The sequence below is a fragment of the Bhargavaea cecembensis genome (assembly GCF_000826125.2).
Classification (GTDB): Bacteria; Bacillota; Bacilli; order Bacillales_A; family Planococcaceae; genus Bhargavaea; species Bhargavaea cecembensis_B.
In genome coordinates, this window is sequence record NZ_LN651373.1 from 480,565 (window position 1) to 496,291 (window position 15,727).

At 60.6% G+C, this 15,727-nt stretch carries 16 protein-coding genes; 14 read left to right on the plus strand and 2 right to left on the minus strand.

Annotation, left to right across the window (positions count from 1 at the left end; genetic code table 11):
- Positions 1-2 precede the first annotated feature (2 nt).
- The 3 genes from BN1189_RS07995 to BN1189_RS08005 all read left to right on the plus strand — a co-directional run bounded on the left by BN1189_RS07995 (position 3) and on the right by BN1189_RS08005 (position 3,265).
- The gene (locus BN1189_RS07995) at positions 3-998 is read left to right on the plus strand and encodes an ornithine cyclodeaminase family protein (RefSeq protein WP_040227189.1); all 996 of its coding nucleotides are present in this window, start codon (positions 3-5) and stop codon (positions 996-998) included.
- A 178-nt stretch (positions 999-1,176) separates the two neighbouring features.
- Positions 1,177-2,205, plus strand: a complete 1,029-nt coding sequence (locus BN1189_RS08000) for an LLM class flavin-dependent oxidoreductase (RefSeq protein ID WP_040227190.1) — start codon at positions 1,177-1,179, stop codon at positions 2,203-2,205.
- A 133-nt stretch (positions 2,206-2,338) separates the two neighbouring features.
- Positions 2,339-3,265: a quinone oxidoreductase family protein gene (locus tag BN1189_RS08005; protein ID WP_040227225.1), complete on the plus strand. Its 927-nt coding sequence runs from the start codon at positions 2,339-2,341 to the stop codon at positions 3,263-3,265.
- 409 nt (positions 3,266-3,674) lie between these two features.
- Here the strand turns inward: BN1189_RS08005 and BN1189_RS08010 are convergent, their stop codons facing one another.
- Both BN1189_RS08010 and BN1189_RS08015 read right to left on the minus strand, forming a co-directional pair.
- Positions 3,675-4,535, minus strand: coding sequence for a putative RNA methyltransferase (locus BN1189_RS08010; protein WP_040227191.1), 861 nt, complete (start codon positions 4,533-4,535; stop codon positions 3,675-3,677).
- 28 nt (positions 4,536-4,563) lie between these two features.
- Complete coding sequence (locus BN1189_RS08015; RefSeq protein ID WP_040227193.1) at positions 4,564-4,929, minus strand: PH domain-containing protein; 366 nt, start codon at positions 4,927-4,929, stop codon at positions 4,564-4,566.
- Between the two features lie 156 nt (positions 4,930-5,085).
- On the opposite strand from BN1189_RS08015, the gene BN1189_RS08020 reads away from it, so the two are divergent.
- From BN1189_RS08020 to BN1189_RS08070, 11 genes are all read left to right on the plus strand, one after another.
- On the plus strand, positions 5,086-6,156 hold the full coding sequence (locus BN1189_RS08020; protein WP_040227195.1) for an ABC transporter permease: 1,071 nt from the start codon (positions 5,086-5,088) through the stop codon (positions 6,154-6,156).
- Positions 6,153-6,899, plus strand: a complete 747-nt coding sequence (locus BN1189_RS08025; RefSeq protein ID WP_040227199.1) for an ABC transporter ATP-binding protein — start codon at positions 6,153-6,155, stop codon at positions 6,897-6,899. The genes BN1189_RS08020 and BN1189_RS08025 overlap by 4 nt, the downstream gene beginning before the upstream one ends.
- Before the next feature lie 108 nt (positions 6,900-7,007).
- Positions 7,008-7,517, plus strand: a complete 510-nt coding sequence (locus BN1189_RS08030; RefSeq protein ID WP_040227200.1) for a DUF3231 family protein — start codon at positions 7,008-7,010, stop codon at positions 7,515-7,517.
- Positions 7,518-7,645: 128 nt separating this feature from the next.
- Complete coding sequence (locus BN1189_RS08035) at positions 7,646-8,092, plus strand: MarR family winged helix-turn-helix transcriptional regulator (RefSeq protein ID WP_040227202.1); 447 nt, start codon at positions 7,646-7,648, stop codon at positions 8,090-8,092.
- A 3-nt stretch (positions 8,093-8,095) separates the two neighbouring features.
- On the plus strand, positions 8,096-10,750 hold the full coding sequence (locus tag BN1189_RS08040) for an MMPL family transporter (protein WP_040227204.1): 2,655 nt from the start codon (positions 8,096-8,098) through the stop codon (positions 10,748-10,750).
- A gap of 259 nt (positions 10,751-11,009) precedes the next feature.
- Positions 11,010-11,708 (plus strand): 5-oxoprolinase subunit PxpB, encoded by a 699-nt coding sequence (gene pxpB, locus BN1189_RS08045; RefSeq protein WP_040227206.1) that lies wholly within the window; start codon positions 11,010-11,012, stop codon positions 11,706-11,708.
- A 109-nt stretch (positions 11,709-11,817) separates the two neighbouring features.
- On the plus strand, positions 11,818-12,222 hold the full coding sequence (locus BN1189_RS08050) for a hypothetical protein (RefSeq protein ID WP_441296267.1): 405 nt from the start codon (positions 11,818-11,820) through the stop codon (positions 12,220-12,222).
- A gap of 259 nt (positions 12,223-12,481) precedes the next feature.
- A complete protein-coding gene (gene pxpB / locus BN1189_RS08055; RefSeq protein ID WP_040227206.1) occupies positions 12,482-13,180 on the plus strand; it encodes a 5-oxoprolinase subunit PxpB in 699 nt (232 codons plus the stop codon).
- Positions 13,167-14,180: a biotin-dependent carboxyltransferase family protein gene (locus BN1189_RS08060; protein ID WP_040227208.1), complete on the plus strand. Its 1,014-nt coding sequence runs from the start codon at positions 13,167-13,169 to the stop codon at positions 14,178-14,180. The genes pxpB (BN1189_RS08055) and BN1189_RS08060 overlap by 14 nt, the downstream gene beginning before the upstream one ends.
- Positions 14,180-14,950, plus strand: coding sequence for a LamB/YcsF family protein (locus tag BN1189_RS08065; RefSeq protein WP_040227227.1), 771 nt, complete (start codon positions 14,180-14,182; stop codon positions 14,948-14,950). Before BN1189_RS08060 ends, BN1189_RS08065 begins: the two co-directional genes overlap by 1 nt.
- 165 nt (positions 14,951-15,115) lie before the next feature.
- Positions 15,116-15,727: NRAMP family divalent metal transporter (locus BN1189_RS08070; protein ID WP_040227210.1), on the plus strand; the 612-nt coding region annotated here is incomplete at its 3' end.

The window sequence follows — 15,727 nt, forward strand, 5'->3', positions numbered from 1 at the left end:
GTTTGATTACAATGAATGAACAGCAGATCATGGACATGTACGGGATGGATGATGCCGTCCGCGACGTGGCGGGTGTGCTCCAATCGCTCGCGGCGGGCAAGGTGGAAAATCCGATCCGGACGGTGATCGAATTTCCGGAACGGAGCGCCTCGGTGCTGTATATGCCGTGTGCGGATCTCGCGGACGGGATTGCGACGAACAAGACCGTCACAATCTTCCCGGAAAACCCGCAGTCGAACGGCCTCCCGACCACACAGGGAGTCGTCCTCGTGACGGACGCGACGGACGGGCGGCATCTCGCCCTCCTCAACGCGTCGTATCTGACCCGGCTCCGGACCGGGGCGATGAGCGGGCTTGCGACGGACCGGCTCGCCCGGAAAGACGCCTCCGTCCTCTGCGTGATCGGCACCGGCGGTATGGGCTACGAGCAGGTGCTCGGCGTGCTCGCGGTGCGGGACATCCGCGAAATCCTCCTCGTGAACCCGACCGAGTCGAAGGCCCGCGCGTTCGGGGAGCGGCTGCGGAAGGAAGGGCGGGTCGGGGAAGACGTGAAGCTTGAGATCGTCCGCGACGTGGATGAAGCGGTGAAACGGGCGGACATCATCAACTGCGCGACCCGCTCGGAAACGCCGGTGTTCGACGGGGAGGCGGTCCGACCGGGCACTCACGTGAACGGAGTCGGATCGTATCTCCCGCATATGCGCGAAGTCGATTTTGAGTTCATTTCCCGATGCTCGAAGATCGTGGCCGACGACCGGCACGGCGTCGTCGAGGAAGCCGGCGAGCTCATCCACGCCGACCGGGAGACGGACTGGTCGTTCGACGACCTCCACGGCGAACTCGTTCATCTCGAGACCGGTCAAGTGCCCGGCCGGGAAAGCAAAGAAGAAATCACGTTCTTCAAATGCGTCGGCGCTGCCTATTACGACCTCGCCGTCGCAAAGGGCGTCTACCGGAAAGCGGAAAAGGAACATCACGGCGTGCATGTGGAAATATGATGGAAGCAGAGCAGAAACCGGCCCTTGACATAGGGCCGGTTTTCGTTTTGATGAGTGTCTTCGGCGGCGGGCCCGGATGTTTGGCCGGTCTTCCGCGTTGTAGTCAGTGGAAGGTGAAACGTTTGAATCCAGCTTGCTTCAATGGTTGAATTACTTTAAAGGAAGGAGCGGTTGCGATATGGAAAGAACGACAGACCGGCCGGCGCTTTCAGTGCTGGATCTGGCCACGATCCAGAACGGCGAATCAGCGACCGAGACGCTCCGGCAATCGACGGAGCTGGCGAAGCTCGCCGACCGGCTCGGCTACACGCGCTACTGGTTCGCCGAGCATCATAACACGAGGTTCCAGATCAGCACTTCGCCGGATCTTCTCGCCGCCCACACGGCGGCACTCACGGAGCGGATCCGCGTCGGGTCCGGCGGGATCATGCTGCCGAACCACAGCCCGCTGAAAGTCGTGGAAAACTTCTCGCTTCTGGAGGCGCTGCATCCGGGACGGATCGATCTCGGCATCGGCCGGGCGCCCGGAACCGACGGGATGACGGCGCTCGCCCTCCGGAGATCGAGGGAAGCGGTCACCGGGGATGACTTCCCGGAACAGCTTGCCGAGCTTCTCGCATTCTTCGACCGGGATTTTCCGGAAGGGCATCCATTCGGGAAGATCACTCCTTCGGCGGACCCGTCGCTTCGTCCGGAACTGTTCATGCTCGGCTCAAGCGACGGCGGCATGCGCTTCGCTTCGCAGTACGGCCTCGGCTATGCATTCGCCGCGCAGATCAATCCGGGGTTTGCCGTTCCGGTCCTCCGGGCGTACCGCGAGCACTTCAGGCCGTCCCGCTACATGCAGGAACCGTACAGCATTTTGTCGATCATCGTCATCGCCGCGGACACCGAAGAAGAGGCACGGCATCTCGCGGGGCCTGCGGAACTGCAGTGGGCCCGCTGGGGGACCGGCACATACAAGCTGCCGCCGCCGACTCTGGAAGAGGCCGCTTCCCATCGGTACTCGCCGGCCGAGGAAGCCGCACGGGAAGAAAGCAGAGGCCGGTTCGTCATCGGCAGCCGCGCGCAGGTCGGCGAAAGACTCCGGGGACTCGCCCGCGAAGCCCAGGTCGACGAAATCATGGTGCTGAACATGATCACTGAAATGGAGCCGCGTCACCGGTCGTATGAGCTGCTGGCCGAAGAATTCGGACTCCGGGGCTGAAGCGGGCGAAGTGGATGGTGTCCAAGAGGCGTGTGTGAATCTAGCAACGGTTCCGCAAGTTGATACTTGCCCTGGTGATATGCATGAAGGAAACCACCGCAAAATGACCGGACTGAAGGGAGTTGTCTGGAAGATGAACAGAATGAAGGCTTTCGTGAAAACGGGTCCGGGTGCAGACGACCTGGCAATCGAACAGGCGGCGGTCCCTGAACCGGGAGACCGGGAACTGCTGATCCGGATCAAGGCGGTCGGCGTCGGGATCCATGACAGTTATTTTCTGCCGCAGACGATCCGGTACCCGTATGTGATCGGCATCGAGGCGGCCGGAATCGTTGAGGAAACGGGCAACCGGGTCACCGGGTTCCGGCCGGGTGACCGGGTCGCCTTGGTCAGCTCAATGCATGAGAAAGGCGGAACCTGGGCCGAGTTCGCCGCCGTCTCCGCCGACTCCCTGATTCTCCCGATCCCGGACGGCATGAGCTTTGAACAGGCCGCCGCCGTCCCGGTTGCCGGAAATACCGCACTGAAGGCACTCTCCGCCCTGGACTTAAAGCAGGGGGACTCCCTGTTCATCGCTGGTGCCTCCGGGGCAATCGGTACACTCGCGATTCAACTTGCAACTGGGAAAGGCTGCACAGTGGCCGGCTCGGCGTCGAAGCCGAATCATCCTTATATGAAGTCGCTCGGAGCGGATAGGACGGTCGACTACCGGGACCCGGACTGGAAAAGGCAGATCCTCGATTGGAAGCCCGGCGGCGTGGATGCCGCCATGGCAGTCCAGCCGGGCACGAGTGAAGATGCATTAGCCGTTGTCCGGGACGGGGGCCGGCTCGTCACCGTATCCGGAGACAGAGCAGAGCCGGAACGGGGAATCCGATTCCTTCAGATTCCCCACAAAACGGATGTCCGGCACGAACTGAACACGATGATCAACCAAATCGCCGACGGAAAGATACACGTGGAAATCGAACAAGTCTACCCGTTCAGCGAAGGATTGCAGGCCCTCCGCAAAACCCAAACCCGCCATGCCCGAGGGAAACTGATCCTGACATTGGTTTGAAGATGAAAAGCCGCGCCCCTTTGATGAGGCGCGGCTTTCGTATTGGGAGCGGCAGGTTCCGGCGGCGCGAAACTTGCGTCACTTGTGGCAAAACTCTTCTTACTCGTTTACCTAAGTTAGGATTTTATACTGAAATGGAAGAGTTGGGCCTCGAAGTGGAAGAGTTGGGCCTCGAAGTGGAAGAATTGGCCTTCGAAGTGGAAGAGTTGCATCGTTTGCGATGGAACTCTCCTCACTCGCGGGGAAACTCTCCTCACTCGGCCCCAAACTCTCCTCACTCGCAGCGAAACTCTCCTCACTCGTCCTCACAAGTTAGGATCTCACACTGAAATGGAAGAGTTGGTCCTCGAAGTGGAAGAGTTGCCCCTCGAGATGGAAAAGTTGCACTCTGGGCCGAAGTCTCAATCCGTCAAACTTCGCCGATCAGGATGTCGAGTTCGACGGTGATGGATGCGCGGTCCCGGTTGAGGAATCCTCCGAGCCGGTCGGGATCGGGTGACCATCCGAGCGGGGTCATCCGGGCGAGGTCCGCCAGTTGTGCACGGTCCAGGTCCGCTTCATATCGGAGGGGGATCGTGCCGCTGCGCTTGAAGTGGCGTTCGAACAGGCCGGCGGTTTCTTCGTTGGAATAGGCGGCCCGGGCACTCCCGCCGTGCAAGGCTTCGCGCAGTTCCTTCAAGTAGCCGCTTCCCGGGATGACTTTGATGAGCATCCCGCCGGGCGCGAGCATGCGCTTGAACTCCCCGTAGTTGGACGGGGACAGGAGGTTCAGGATGATGTCGGTCCGCCCGTCGGCAAACGGTGAAGCGGCCAGGTCGCCGACGATCCAGGCGGCGCCGGGATAATTCCGCGCGGCTTGGATGATCCCTTCTTTCGCGATGTCGAGGCCGGCCCCTTTGAGGCCCGGCCCGCATGTTTCAAGCAGGGCGTGAAGATGGGAGCCTTCCCCGCAGCCGATGTCCGCCAGCACGGCTTCCCTGTTGGCGAGAATGGGCCGGATCAGATTCGAGAGCGCTTCATGGAGCGGATCATACAGCCCGCTTCCCGTGATGATCCTTCTGCGGGATTCGAACAGCTCCTTTGAATAAGATCCAGCCGGCTGCCGGGACAGCAGGTTCACATAGCCCTGCTTGGCCAGGTCGAATGAGTGCCGGTTTTCGCAGGCGAGGGCCGGCTGTCCATCTACGGATACGCTGCTGCCGCAGACCGGGCAGCGGAGTGCCCCCGCTAGTTTATTCAGACTCTCCGCTCCTTCCATCCGTCTGTTCATGCCGTCACTCCTTCTCATCCATCCCTTGTCAAAGGATCGCTTCTGCGATGATCTTATCGAGCTTGCGGATGTCGACTCCGCGGCCGAGGTTGATCTTCATCTGGCCGGCGCGCGTCCACAGCTCGATTTCCGAGTTGAGGTCGAGCCGCCCGGCGTTTTCGGTTGAATACATGTTGATCGAATTGAACGGGACCGAGTAGACTTCGACTTTCTTGCCGGTGATGCCCTGCTTGTCGGCGATGATGAACCGCTTGTTCGTCACGACGGCGACGTCCCGCACCGTCTTGTAGGCGACTTGCGCTTCTTCTCCATTGATAAGCAGTTCACTGATTTCTTCCGGCACCGGCACTTCCTGCGAAAACGTCCATGAGAGCATTCCTTGCAGATCTGCCATCTGATTTCCCTCCATCCCTTTGATGCCTATTATTATTCCATAGAAAGGTGCATCTGTCGCCGCCTTCCGCTGAAATTTTTCAGCAACATTCAAGGATTCAACTCGTACCCTAATAGGGTATGAAAAGGAAGATACATAGAAGGGGAGAGTGGATCCATGTTTCTCGCGTGGCGGGAGATCAAGCAGAATAAACTCAGGTTTGCGCTGATCATTGCGGTGCTGATGCTCGTGTCGTTTCTCGTTTTCTTCCTTTCGGGTCTCGCAACGGGGCTCGCCGGGCTGAACCGGGAGGCGGTCGACAAATGGGGGGCGGACAGCATTTACCTGACCGAGGAGTCGGACAAGAGCTTGAACCAGTCGATGATGGAAGCGGAGAAGGCGGATGAAGTCGAGGGCGATGAGACGGCCGTGCTCGCCGTGATGAATGTCATCGCGGACAACGGAAAAGACAAAAACGGCGTGGCCCTGTTCGGGATCCGGCCGGATGAATTCATCATGCCGGACGTGACGGACGGCAAGCCGTTCAAAGAGCCATTCGAAGTCATTGCGTCCGATTACCTGAAGGATGAAGGGTTCTCGGCCGGGGATGAGCTGTCTTTGTCCTCGACCGACGAAAAAGTAACGATTTCGGGGTTCACGGATGAGGCCCGGTTCAACGCAGCCCCGGTACTTTACATGAGCCTTGCCGACCTCCAGAAAATCAGGCTCGGAGCGGCCGCGGATGAACTGGAAGAGGGCGAGGAACCCGTCAATGCTGTCGTCGTGAAGGGAGGATCCGACAACGCGGTTCCGGATGAGCTGGAACGGATCGAGACGGAGACGTTCATCGAGAACCTGCCCGGTTATACCGAACAGAACCTGACGCTCACGCTCATGATCTACTTTTTGTTCGCCATTTCGGCGGCGGTCGTGGCGATCTTCCTGTATGTGCTCACGGTCCAGAAGATCGGCATGTTCGGTGTCATGAAGGCACAGGGCATTTCGAGCGGTTACCTCGCATGGTCGGTGATCGCACAGACGTTCATCCTTGCACTCATCGGCGTGCTGATCGGGTTCGGACTCACGGTCGCAACAGGCCAGTTCCTGCCGAACGCCGTACCGGTCACGTTTGACTATGCCACGATGGCGATTTATGGCGCCGTCTTGGTCGCGGTGGCGGTGGTCGGCGCGCTCGTGTCGGTTTGGACGATCGTGAAAATTGATCCGCTGGAGGCGATTTCGGGATGACGGAGCACGTATTGCAGTTAAATGAAGTGACGAAGACGTTCGGCTCCGGCCGGACGGAAGTGCAGGCGCTGAAGAAGACGACCCTCGAGGTGGCGCGCGGGGAAGTGGTCGCGATCATCGGCCCGTCCGGTTCCGGGAAATCGACGCTGCTGACAATTGCAGGCGGACTGCAGACGCCGACGGACGGGGAAGTGCGGATTGCCGGCGAGCGTATCACCGATTTGAATGAAAAGCGTCGTTCGCGAGTCCGGCTGGAGCATGTCGGCTTCATCCTCCAGTCATCGAACCTCGTGCCGTTCCTGACCGTATCCGAGCAACTCCGGCTTCTCGACAAGGTGAAGAAAAACAATATGACGGCGGAGGAGCGGGACGGCCTTCTGGAGGAGCTCGGCATCGAGGAGCTGACGAAGAAATACCCGGGCAGCCTGTCCGGCGGTGAACGCCAGCGGGTCGCAATCGCCAAGGCGCTTTACAGCAATCCGTCTCTCCTACTCGCGGATGAGCCGACCGCATCGCTTGATTCAGACCGGGCGTTCGAAGTGATGGGACTCCTGAAGAGCGCGGCGGTGAAAAAGAACGCCGCGACAATCGTCGTGACGCATGACACGCGGCTCATGGATTATGTGGATAAGGTGTACAAGATGGTCGACGGATCGCTCCGCCTTGAGGAACGGCATGAGGCGGAGCGGCTGCCGGACGGGCGTACCGGGTTTCTGGAAGAGGCGGATCCGGATCACGCTTGATCGGCCTTCAAATGTTTGGATAACCCCGGCATCGGCTTTTTTGTATAAAGCCCGGCGGTCCTCCGCATACTGTTTCTGACCACGAAGTCAGGAATGGAGGAAACAAAAATGGGCGTTATGAACGGAAATCCGAAAAACGAGCCGCTGCATTACGGGGAAGTCATCGGAATCTGGTCATATGTTGCGGCCAACAACGGCCTCATCAGTATGTACGAAGCGTTCGTCAACCATGCGGGCGACCGCGATCTGATATCGCTTCTGGAAGACCAGATCAAGATGATGAAGAACGAAAACACGACCGTTGAGAAGGTCCTGAAGGAAAACGGCGTCACTCCGCCGCCGTCGCTTCCGTCCCGCGGCAAGGCGTCCGCGGATGAAATCCCGCCGGGTGCGCGCTTCATGGATCCGGAGATTGCCGCGATCATGGCCGCGAACTCCGGCCTGGGGCTCGTGTCCTGCAGCCAGGTGCTCGGCCAGTGCATGCGCGAAGACGTCGCGATGCATTTCATGAAGTTCCACACCGACCGGGCCACTGCAGGCGGACGTCTGCTTGAACTCACGAAAGACAAAGGCTGGCTCATCATGCCGCCGCTCCACGGCCAGAAGAAGGAAGACTGAACACCGGGCATCCCGTTTCTGCGGGGTGTCTTTTTTATTTTCGGGTCTCTCTATCATTATCCCGACATATCAATTGACAATCGATCGTCCACCCCCTAAACTAATTTTAGTTGAGGGGGTGGACTATTTTGCAGGAGAAGCTCAGAGAAGCGATTGAGCTGTTTGAAGAAGTGATGATCTTCGGGGCGGAGCATGTGATGCGTTCCGTTGACATCGACATCTGGCATGAGTATTCGCCGGAGCAGATCCAGGTGCTGAAGATCTTGTCCGCTTCCGGGCCGATGTCGAACGGGCAGCTCGCTGCCGTCCAGGGTGTGCACAAAAGTGCGGTTTCCACCCGACTCAAGAAGCTCGAGGACAAAGGGCTGGTCAGTTCGGACCGGGACCCTGCCGACCAGCGGGCGAAAGTGATCCGGGTCACGGAGGCGGGAAGCGAAATTCTGAAAAGGTCGGATGAAGCCATCTACCAGAGCGTGGAGAACCTGTTCGGCGGGAAGATCAGCGAACAGGAACTGGATGCGTTCATCGGCACGTTCCGGAAACTGAAGGATATTTTGAGATTCAAGGAGATGTAATACGTGAGGAAAGTATTGAAATTCAGATGGCCGATCTTCATTGTCCTGCTCGTCGTGACGGTCGTCCTGTTCATTTTGGCGCCGGATCTTGCGAAGCAGGCCGAAGATGCGGGCAACATGCAGCTGTCGGACACGGCCGATTCCCAGCGCGCCGCGGATCTGCTTGAGAAAGTGGGGGCCTCGGACGAGACGATTTCCCTCGTCTACGCGCTGGACCAGCCGGCCGATGACGGGAAAAAGACGGCGATTTCCGATGCCGCCAACGAGATCAAGGCGATCGGGGATCCGGTCACCGAAGTTCTGGACCCGTTTGAAAACGAAGAGATGGAAAAACAGCTCGTTTCCGAAGACGGAAAAACAATCCTCGTGCCGGTCACCGTGGACGGATCGGACGAGGAAATCGTCGAGCTCGCCGATGAGATCAAGTCGGATATCCTGACCGGCGACGACGAGGTCTACATCACCGGGGAAGCGATCATCAACAACGACGTGAACATCAGTGCGCAGGAAGGGCTGAAAAAGACGGAGCTGATCACGGTCGGCCTGATCTTCGGCCTGCTGCTCATCGTGTTCCGTTCTCCGGTCACGCCGCTCATCCCGCTTCTCGCAGTCGGGATTTCGTACCTGCTCAGCCAGTCGCTCGTCGCATTCTTCGTCGACTGGTTCGGCTTCCCGGTATCGAATTACACACAGATCTTCCTCGTCGCCATCCTGTTCGGACTCGGGACGGACTACTGCATCCTGCTGCTGAGCCGGTACAAGGAAGAACTGCTCGCCGGACATGAAGTCGAAGAAGCGGTCGTCAATACGTACAAGACGGCGGGCCGGACGCTGTTCATCAGCGCGCTTGCCGTGTTCATCGGATTTGCGGCGATCGGCTTCGCGCAGTTCCCGATCTTCAAGTCGGCAGTCGCGGTGGCGGTCGGGATCGCGGTTCTGCTGCTCGTCCTGACAACGGTCGTGCCGCTGTTCATGATGCTGCTGAAAGACAAGCTGTTCTGGCCGGCGAAAGGCAGCGCGTCGCATAAAGACAGCAAGCTGTGGATCGGCTTCAGCAAGCTGTCCGTCATGCGCCCGCTCCTGTCGATGGGAGTCGTGGCGATCATCACGATTCCGCTCCTGCTGACATATGACAACGACATTTCGTTCAACACGATCGACGAGATCGACAGCAGCCGGGAATCGGTCATGGGCCTCAACCGGATCTCCGACGCATTCGGCGAAGGGGATTCCCTGCCGGTCGGCGTCATCCTGAAAAAAGACGACAAGATCGTGAACGAAGCTGACGTCACGTACCTCGAGCGCATCAGCCAGGACCTTGAAAAGGTGGACGGCGTGAAAAGCGTTCGGACGATCACACGCCCGACCGGTGAGATCATCGGCGACCTGTACGTCGACCGGCAGATCTCCCTCATGGCGGACGGTCTGGACGATGCCATCCAGGGTCTCCGCGACGTTCAGGACGGCCTCGGCCAAGCGGGCGGTGGGCTCGACCAAATCATCGGTCAGCTTCCGTCCGGCAGTGCCGCAGCGGGCGGCGGCGACGGACTCCGCCAGGCTGCAAGCGGCATCAGCCAGATCAACGGCCAGCTCGGCCAGATCGCCGGCGGCCTCGGCCAGGGCATGCCGGCGGCACAGGCGGCCGGCGGGCTCAACGCCCTGAGCGGGGAACTTGCGAAAATCGGCACTTCCCTCGAAGGCGCAGCCGGCCAGCTGGATGCTTCCGGCGGGCAGATCGGTGCCTTGTCCGGCGGTCTCGGCGAACTGTCCAAGGGGGTCGCGGCTTCTTCGGAAGGTCTCACCCAGATTGCGGACGGACTGGACGACCTGTCCGGCACGATGCACGACATGGGCGATACGAAAAGCGTCCGCGACACCGGCATGTTCGTCCCCGCCGGCACGTTCGAAAATGAAGAGTTCGAACCGGTGATCGACCGCTACACGATCGACGGGGAATCCGGCATCCTCATGGAAGTTATCCTGGATGAGGATCCGTACTCCCGCGAGGCGATCGGCACCGTCGAGGACCTGAAGGATTCTGTCCGGAAGTCGGTGATCGGGACGCCGTTTGAAGACGCGGACCTGTACTTCGACGGCATTTCCGTCATGAACTCCGACCTCCAGGACATCTCGTCCTCCGACTTCAGCCGGACGGTCACGATCATGCTTGTCGGCCTGTTCGTCGTGCTGTTCATCCTGTTCCGCTCGGCGATCATGCCGCTTTATATGATCGGCTCGCTCCTGCTCACGTACTACACATCGGTCTCCGTCACCGAGCTCATCTTCGTGAACTGGCTCGGCTACGACGGCATCAGCTGGGCGGTCCCGTTCTTCGGATTCATCATGCTGATCGCACTCGGCGTGGACTACTCGATCTTCCTGCTCGACCGGTTCCGCGAAGAGAGCCTCAACCGGCTGAACACCCGGGAAGCACTCACGACCGCAATGGCGAAGATGGGCACGGTCATCATCACGGCCGCCATCATCCTCGCCGGCACGTTCGGCGCGATGATGCCGTCCGGCGTGCTCAGCCTCGTGCAGATCGCGACCATCGTCATCACCGGCCTCCTGCTGTACGGCCTCATCATCCTGCCGCTCCTCATCCCGGCGATCACCGTATCGTTTGGACGCGGCGTCTGGTGGCCGTACCGGGGCTGATCAAAATAAGAAAAGCTGAAACCGGACTGTCCGAATTGGGACGGTCCGGCTTTTTTTGTTCGTTGGTGAATGGATAGAAAGCAGGGGTGAATAGATAGAAAGGGGTGATGAGTAGATAGAAAGAGGTGGTGAATAGATAGAAAGAGGCCACGAATAGATAGAAAGAAGTGAGCCGGCTGTGCTTCAGATTGATTCGACAGGTAAGGACAAATTATGAGACAATTCTTCTTGCAGATCGGCAGCAGAAAGAGGGATTGCCATGAAGATAGAGTTCACCCCGCTCGGCGACAGCGCGATCGTCGTGGCGGCGGGGGAAAAGATGAATGAAGAAACGACGGCCGCCGTCCGGGCGATCGCCGCGGCCATCGAAAAGGCGGCGATGCCGGAATTGATGGACGTCATCCAGGCGTATGTGAATGTGACGGTCTGCTACGACGCGTCCGGCGGGATCACTTTTGAGAAAATGAAGGAACGGCTCTGCACCATCCTGAAAGACGTGCAGCCGGCTTCTCCGGAAACCGGCCGGACGGTGGAGATCCCGGTCTGCTACGGCGGGGAGTTCGGGCCGGATCTACCGTTTGTCGCGGCGCATAACGGGCTCACGGAAGAGGAAGTCATCGAGATCCATTCGGGCGGATCCTATGACGTGAAAATGATCGGATTCGCGCCCGGGTTCCCGTTTCTCGGCGGACTCGATGAGCGGATCGCCGCACCGCGCAGGCCGTCTCCGCGGCTCGAGATTCCGGCGCGGACCGTCGGGATCGCCGGGAGCCAGACGGGAGTGTATCCGATCGGAACGCCCGGCGGCTGGCAGCTCATCGGCCGGACGCCGGTCGACCTGTTCCTCCCCGGAGAAGAAATCCCGAGCCTGCTGCGGCCGGGCGACCGGGTGACGTTCCGGCCGATCACACGAGAGGAATACGACCGGAAGGAGGGCGCACGCCATGATCAGAGTTGAACAGCCCGGCCTCCAGACATCCGTCCAGGACCTCGGCCGCCCGGGCTTCCAGCAATACGGCGTCGTCGCGGGCGGGGCGATGGACACCGTCTCCCTCCGGATCGCCAACATGCTCGCCGGGAACGCCCCCGGCAGCGCGGCGCTCGAAGCCGCGATCGCCGGACCGGCGCTTTTGTTTGAAGAAGACCGGCTGATCGCGTTGGCCGGGGCGGATCTCTCGGCCGAAATCGACGGCATGCGGGTGCCGATGTGCCGGCCGGTCGCAGTGAGAAAAGGGTCCGTGCTCCGGTTCGGCCGGCCGGTTTCCGGCTGCCGGGTGTACATTGCGGTCGCGGGCGGCATCGACGTGCCGGAAGTGATGAACAGCCGGTCGACTTATATGAAGGCGGGAATCGGCGGATTCCGGGGGCGTCTGCTTCAGAAAGGNCTGTACGGCCTCATCATCCTGCCGCTCCTCATCCCGGCGATCACCGTATCGTTTGGACGCGGCGTCTGGTGGCCGTACCGGGGCTGATCAAAATAAGAAAAGCTGAAACCGGACTGTCCGAATTGGGACGGTCCGGCTTTTTTTGTTCGTTGGTGAATGGATAGAAAGCAGGGGTGAATAGATAGAAAGGGGTGATGAGTAGATAGAAAGAGGTGGTGAATAGATAGAAAGAGGCCACGAATAGATAGAAAGAAGTGAGCCGGCTGTGCTTCAGATTGATTCGACAGGTAAGGACAAATTATGAGACAATTCTTCTTGCAGATCGGCAGCAGAAAGAGGGATTGCCATGAAGATAGAGTTCACCCCGCTCGGCGACAGCGCGATCGTCGTGGCGGCGGGGGAAAAGATGAATGAAGAAACGACGGCCGCCGTCCGGGCGATCGCCGCGGCCATCGAAAAGGCGGCGATGCCGGAATTGATGGACGTCATCCAGGCGTATGTGAATGTGACGGTCTGCTACGACGCGTCCGGCGGGATCACTTTTGAGAAAATGAAGGAACGGCTCTGCACCATCCTGAAAGACGTGCAGCCGGCTTCTCCGGAAACCGGCCGGACGGTGGAGATCCCGGTCTGCTACGGCGGGGAGTTCGGGCCGGATCTACCGTTTGTCGCGGCGCATAACGGGCTCACGGAAGAGGAAGTCATCGAGATCCATTCGGGCGGATCCTATGACGTGAAAATGATCGGATTCGCGCCCGGGTTCCCGTTTCTCGGCGGACTCGATGAGCGGATCGCCGCACCGCGCAGGCCGTCTCCGCGGCTCGAGATTCCGGCGCGGACCGTCGGGATCGCCGGGAGCCAGACGGGAGTGTATCCGATCGGAACGCCCGGCGGCTGGCAGCTCATCGGCCGGACGCCGGTCGACCTGTTCCTCCCCGGAGAAGAAATCCCGAGCCTGCTGCGGCCGGGCGACCGGGTGACGTTCCGGCCGATCACACGAGAGGAATACGACCGGAAGGAGGGCGCACGCCATGATCAGAGTTGAACAGCCCGGCCTCCAGACATCCGTCCAGGACCTCGGCCGCCCGGGCTTCCAGCAATACGGCGTCGTCGCGGGCGGGGCGATGGACACCGTCTCCCTCCGGATCGCCAACATGCTCGCCGGGAACGCCCCCGGCAGCGCGGCGCTCGAAGCCGCGATCGCCGGACCGGCGCTTTTGTTTGAAGAAGACCGGCTGATCGCGTTGGCCGGGGCGGATCTCTCGGCCGAAATCGACGGCATGCGGGTGCCGATGTGCCGGCCGGTCGCAGTGAGAAAAGGGTCCGTGCTCCGGTTCGGCCGGCCGGTTTCCGGCTGCCGGGTGTACATTGCGGTCGCGGGCGGCATCGACGTGCCGGAAGTGATGAACAGCCGGTCGACTTATATGAAGGCGGGAATCGGCGGATTCCGGGGGCGTCTGCTTCAGAAAGGAGACCGGCTGCCGGCGGGGACTCCTTCCGAAGCGGCCGCCTCGATCACGGAGAGGCTCTTGGCGGAACGGGCGGGCGATCCGTTTTCGGAAGCGCGCTGGTCGGTGGCGGAGGAATGCGGCACTTCTTTGAAAAAGGAAGCGGTCGTGCGGATGATGCGCGGGCCGCAGTACGGCTGGTTTGACGAAGCGAGCCGTTCGAGCTTTTTCGACGAGGCGTTTGAGGTTTCATCCGAGTCCGACCGGATGGGCTACCGGCTGAAGGGGCCGTCGCTGAAGTTGTCCGAGCCGCGGGAGCTGCTGTCGGAGGGAGTTGTGCCGGGCTCGGTGCAGGTGCCGTCCGGGGGCAGTCCGATTTTGCTGATGGCCGACCGGCAGACGACCGGCGGCTATCCGAAGATTGGGCAGGCGGCGACGGCGGACCTGCCGATGGTCGCCCAGCTTCCGCCCGGGGCACGGCTCCGTTTTCGTGAAGTGAGCGTGGCAGAGGCCCAGGAAGCGCTCGTCCGGCAGGCGAAGGAACTGGCGGAACTGCGGGCGGCGATCGACTTGAAAATGAAAGGGGTCACATCATGATGGCGTTTAAAGTGGATTTGAACTGTGACATGGGGGAATCGTTCGGGGCATACCGGATGGGCAATGACGCGGAGATTCTGGAGTTTGTGTCGAGCGCGAACATCGCATGCGGCTTCCATGCGGGCGATCCGTCGACGATGCGGAAAACCGTCCGGATGGCGCTGGAAAAAGGCGTCGGCATCGGGGCGCATCCGGGCACGCCGGACCTCGTCGGCTTCGGGCGCCGGGCGATGGCACTGTCGGCGGATGAAGCTTATGACCTGGTCGTTTATCAGATCGGCGCGCTCGATGCGTTCGTCCGGGCGGAAGGCGGCGAGATGCAGCACGTGAAGCCGCACGGCGCGCTTTATAATATGGCCGCAAAGGATGCTGCGCTTTCGGAAGCGATCGCGGAGGCGGTGTACAAGGTGAATCCGGAGCTCGTTCTGTTCGGCTTGTCGGGCAGCGAACTCGTGCGGGCGGGGGAGAAGACTGGACTTAGGACTGCGAGCGAAGTGTTCTCCGACCGGACCTACCAGCCGGACGGCTCGCTCACCGACCGCCGTCAATCGAATGCGCTCATCACCGACCCGGGCGAGGCCATCGCCCAGGTCATCCGGATGGTGAAAGAAGGGAAAGTCCGTGCGGCCGACAGCACGGACGTCGACCTCCGGGCCGATACGATCTGCATCCACGGCGACGGCGTCACCGCACTCGACTTCGCCCGCCGCATCTCAGAAGAACTGCCGGCGGAAGGAATTGAGGTCGAAGCGATCGGCGCGTTCAGGTAACGGAAGGTGGAAGAAAAGCGGCTCACTCGCGGGAGAAAGCGGCTCACTCGGAATGGAAAGCGGCTCACTCGCGGGAGAAAGCGGCTCACTCGAAGGTGAAAGCGGCTTACTCGCGGGAGAAAGCGGCTTACTCGGAATGAAAAGCGGCTCACTAGGGGGAAATCAATGAACAGCACACTGGATCAGAAAAAACAGAACCGCAGCGTCCTGCTCGGCGCGGCGTTTCTCATGGCGACATCTGCGATCGGGCCGGGGTTCCTGACGCAGACGACCGTCTTCACCGAGCAGCTCATGGCGAGCTTTGCGTTCGTCATCCTTATTTCCATCCTGGTCGATATCGCGGCCCAGCTGAACATCTGGCGCATCATCGCGGTGTCCGGGAAGCGGGCGCAGGATATTGCGAACGACGTGTTGCCGGGGCTCGGGTATTTCCTTGCCCTGCTCGTCGTCATGGGCGGGCTCGCCTTCAATATCGGGAACATCGGCGGGGCCGGCCTCGGGACGAATGTCCTGTTCGGCATCGACCCGAAAGTCGGAGCGGTCATCAGCTGTCTGCTGGCGGTCGGCATCTTCCTCGTGAAGGAAGCGGGACGGGTCATGGACCGGTTCACCCAGGTGCTCGGCTTCGTCATGATCGCGCTGACGCTCTACGTCATGTTCACGGCCGCGCCGCCGTACGGGGAAGCCGCACTCCGGACCGTCGCCCCGCTTGAGCTCGATGCCCTCGCCATCGTCACGCTCGTCGGCGGGACGGTCGGCGGGTACATCACGTTCGCC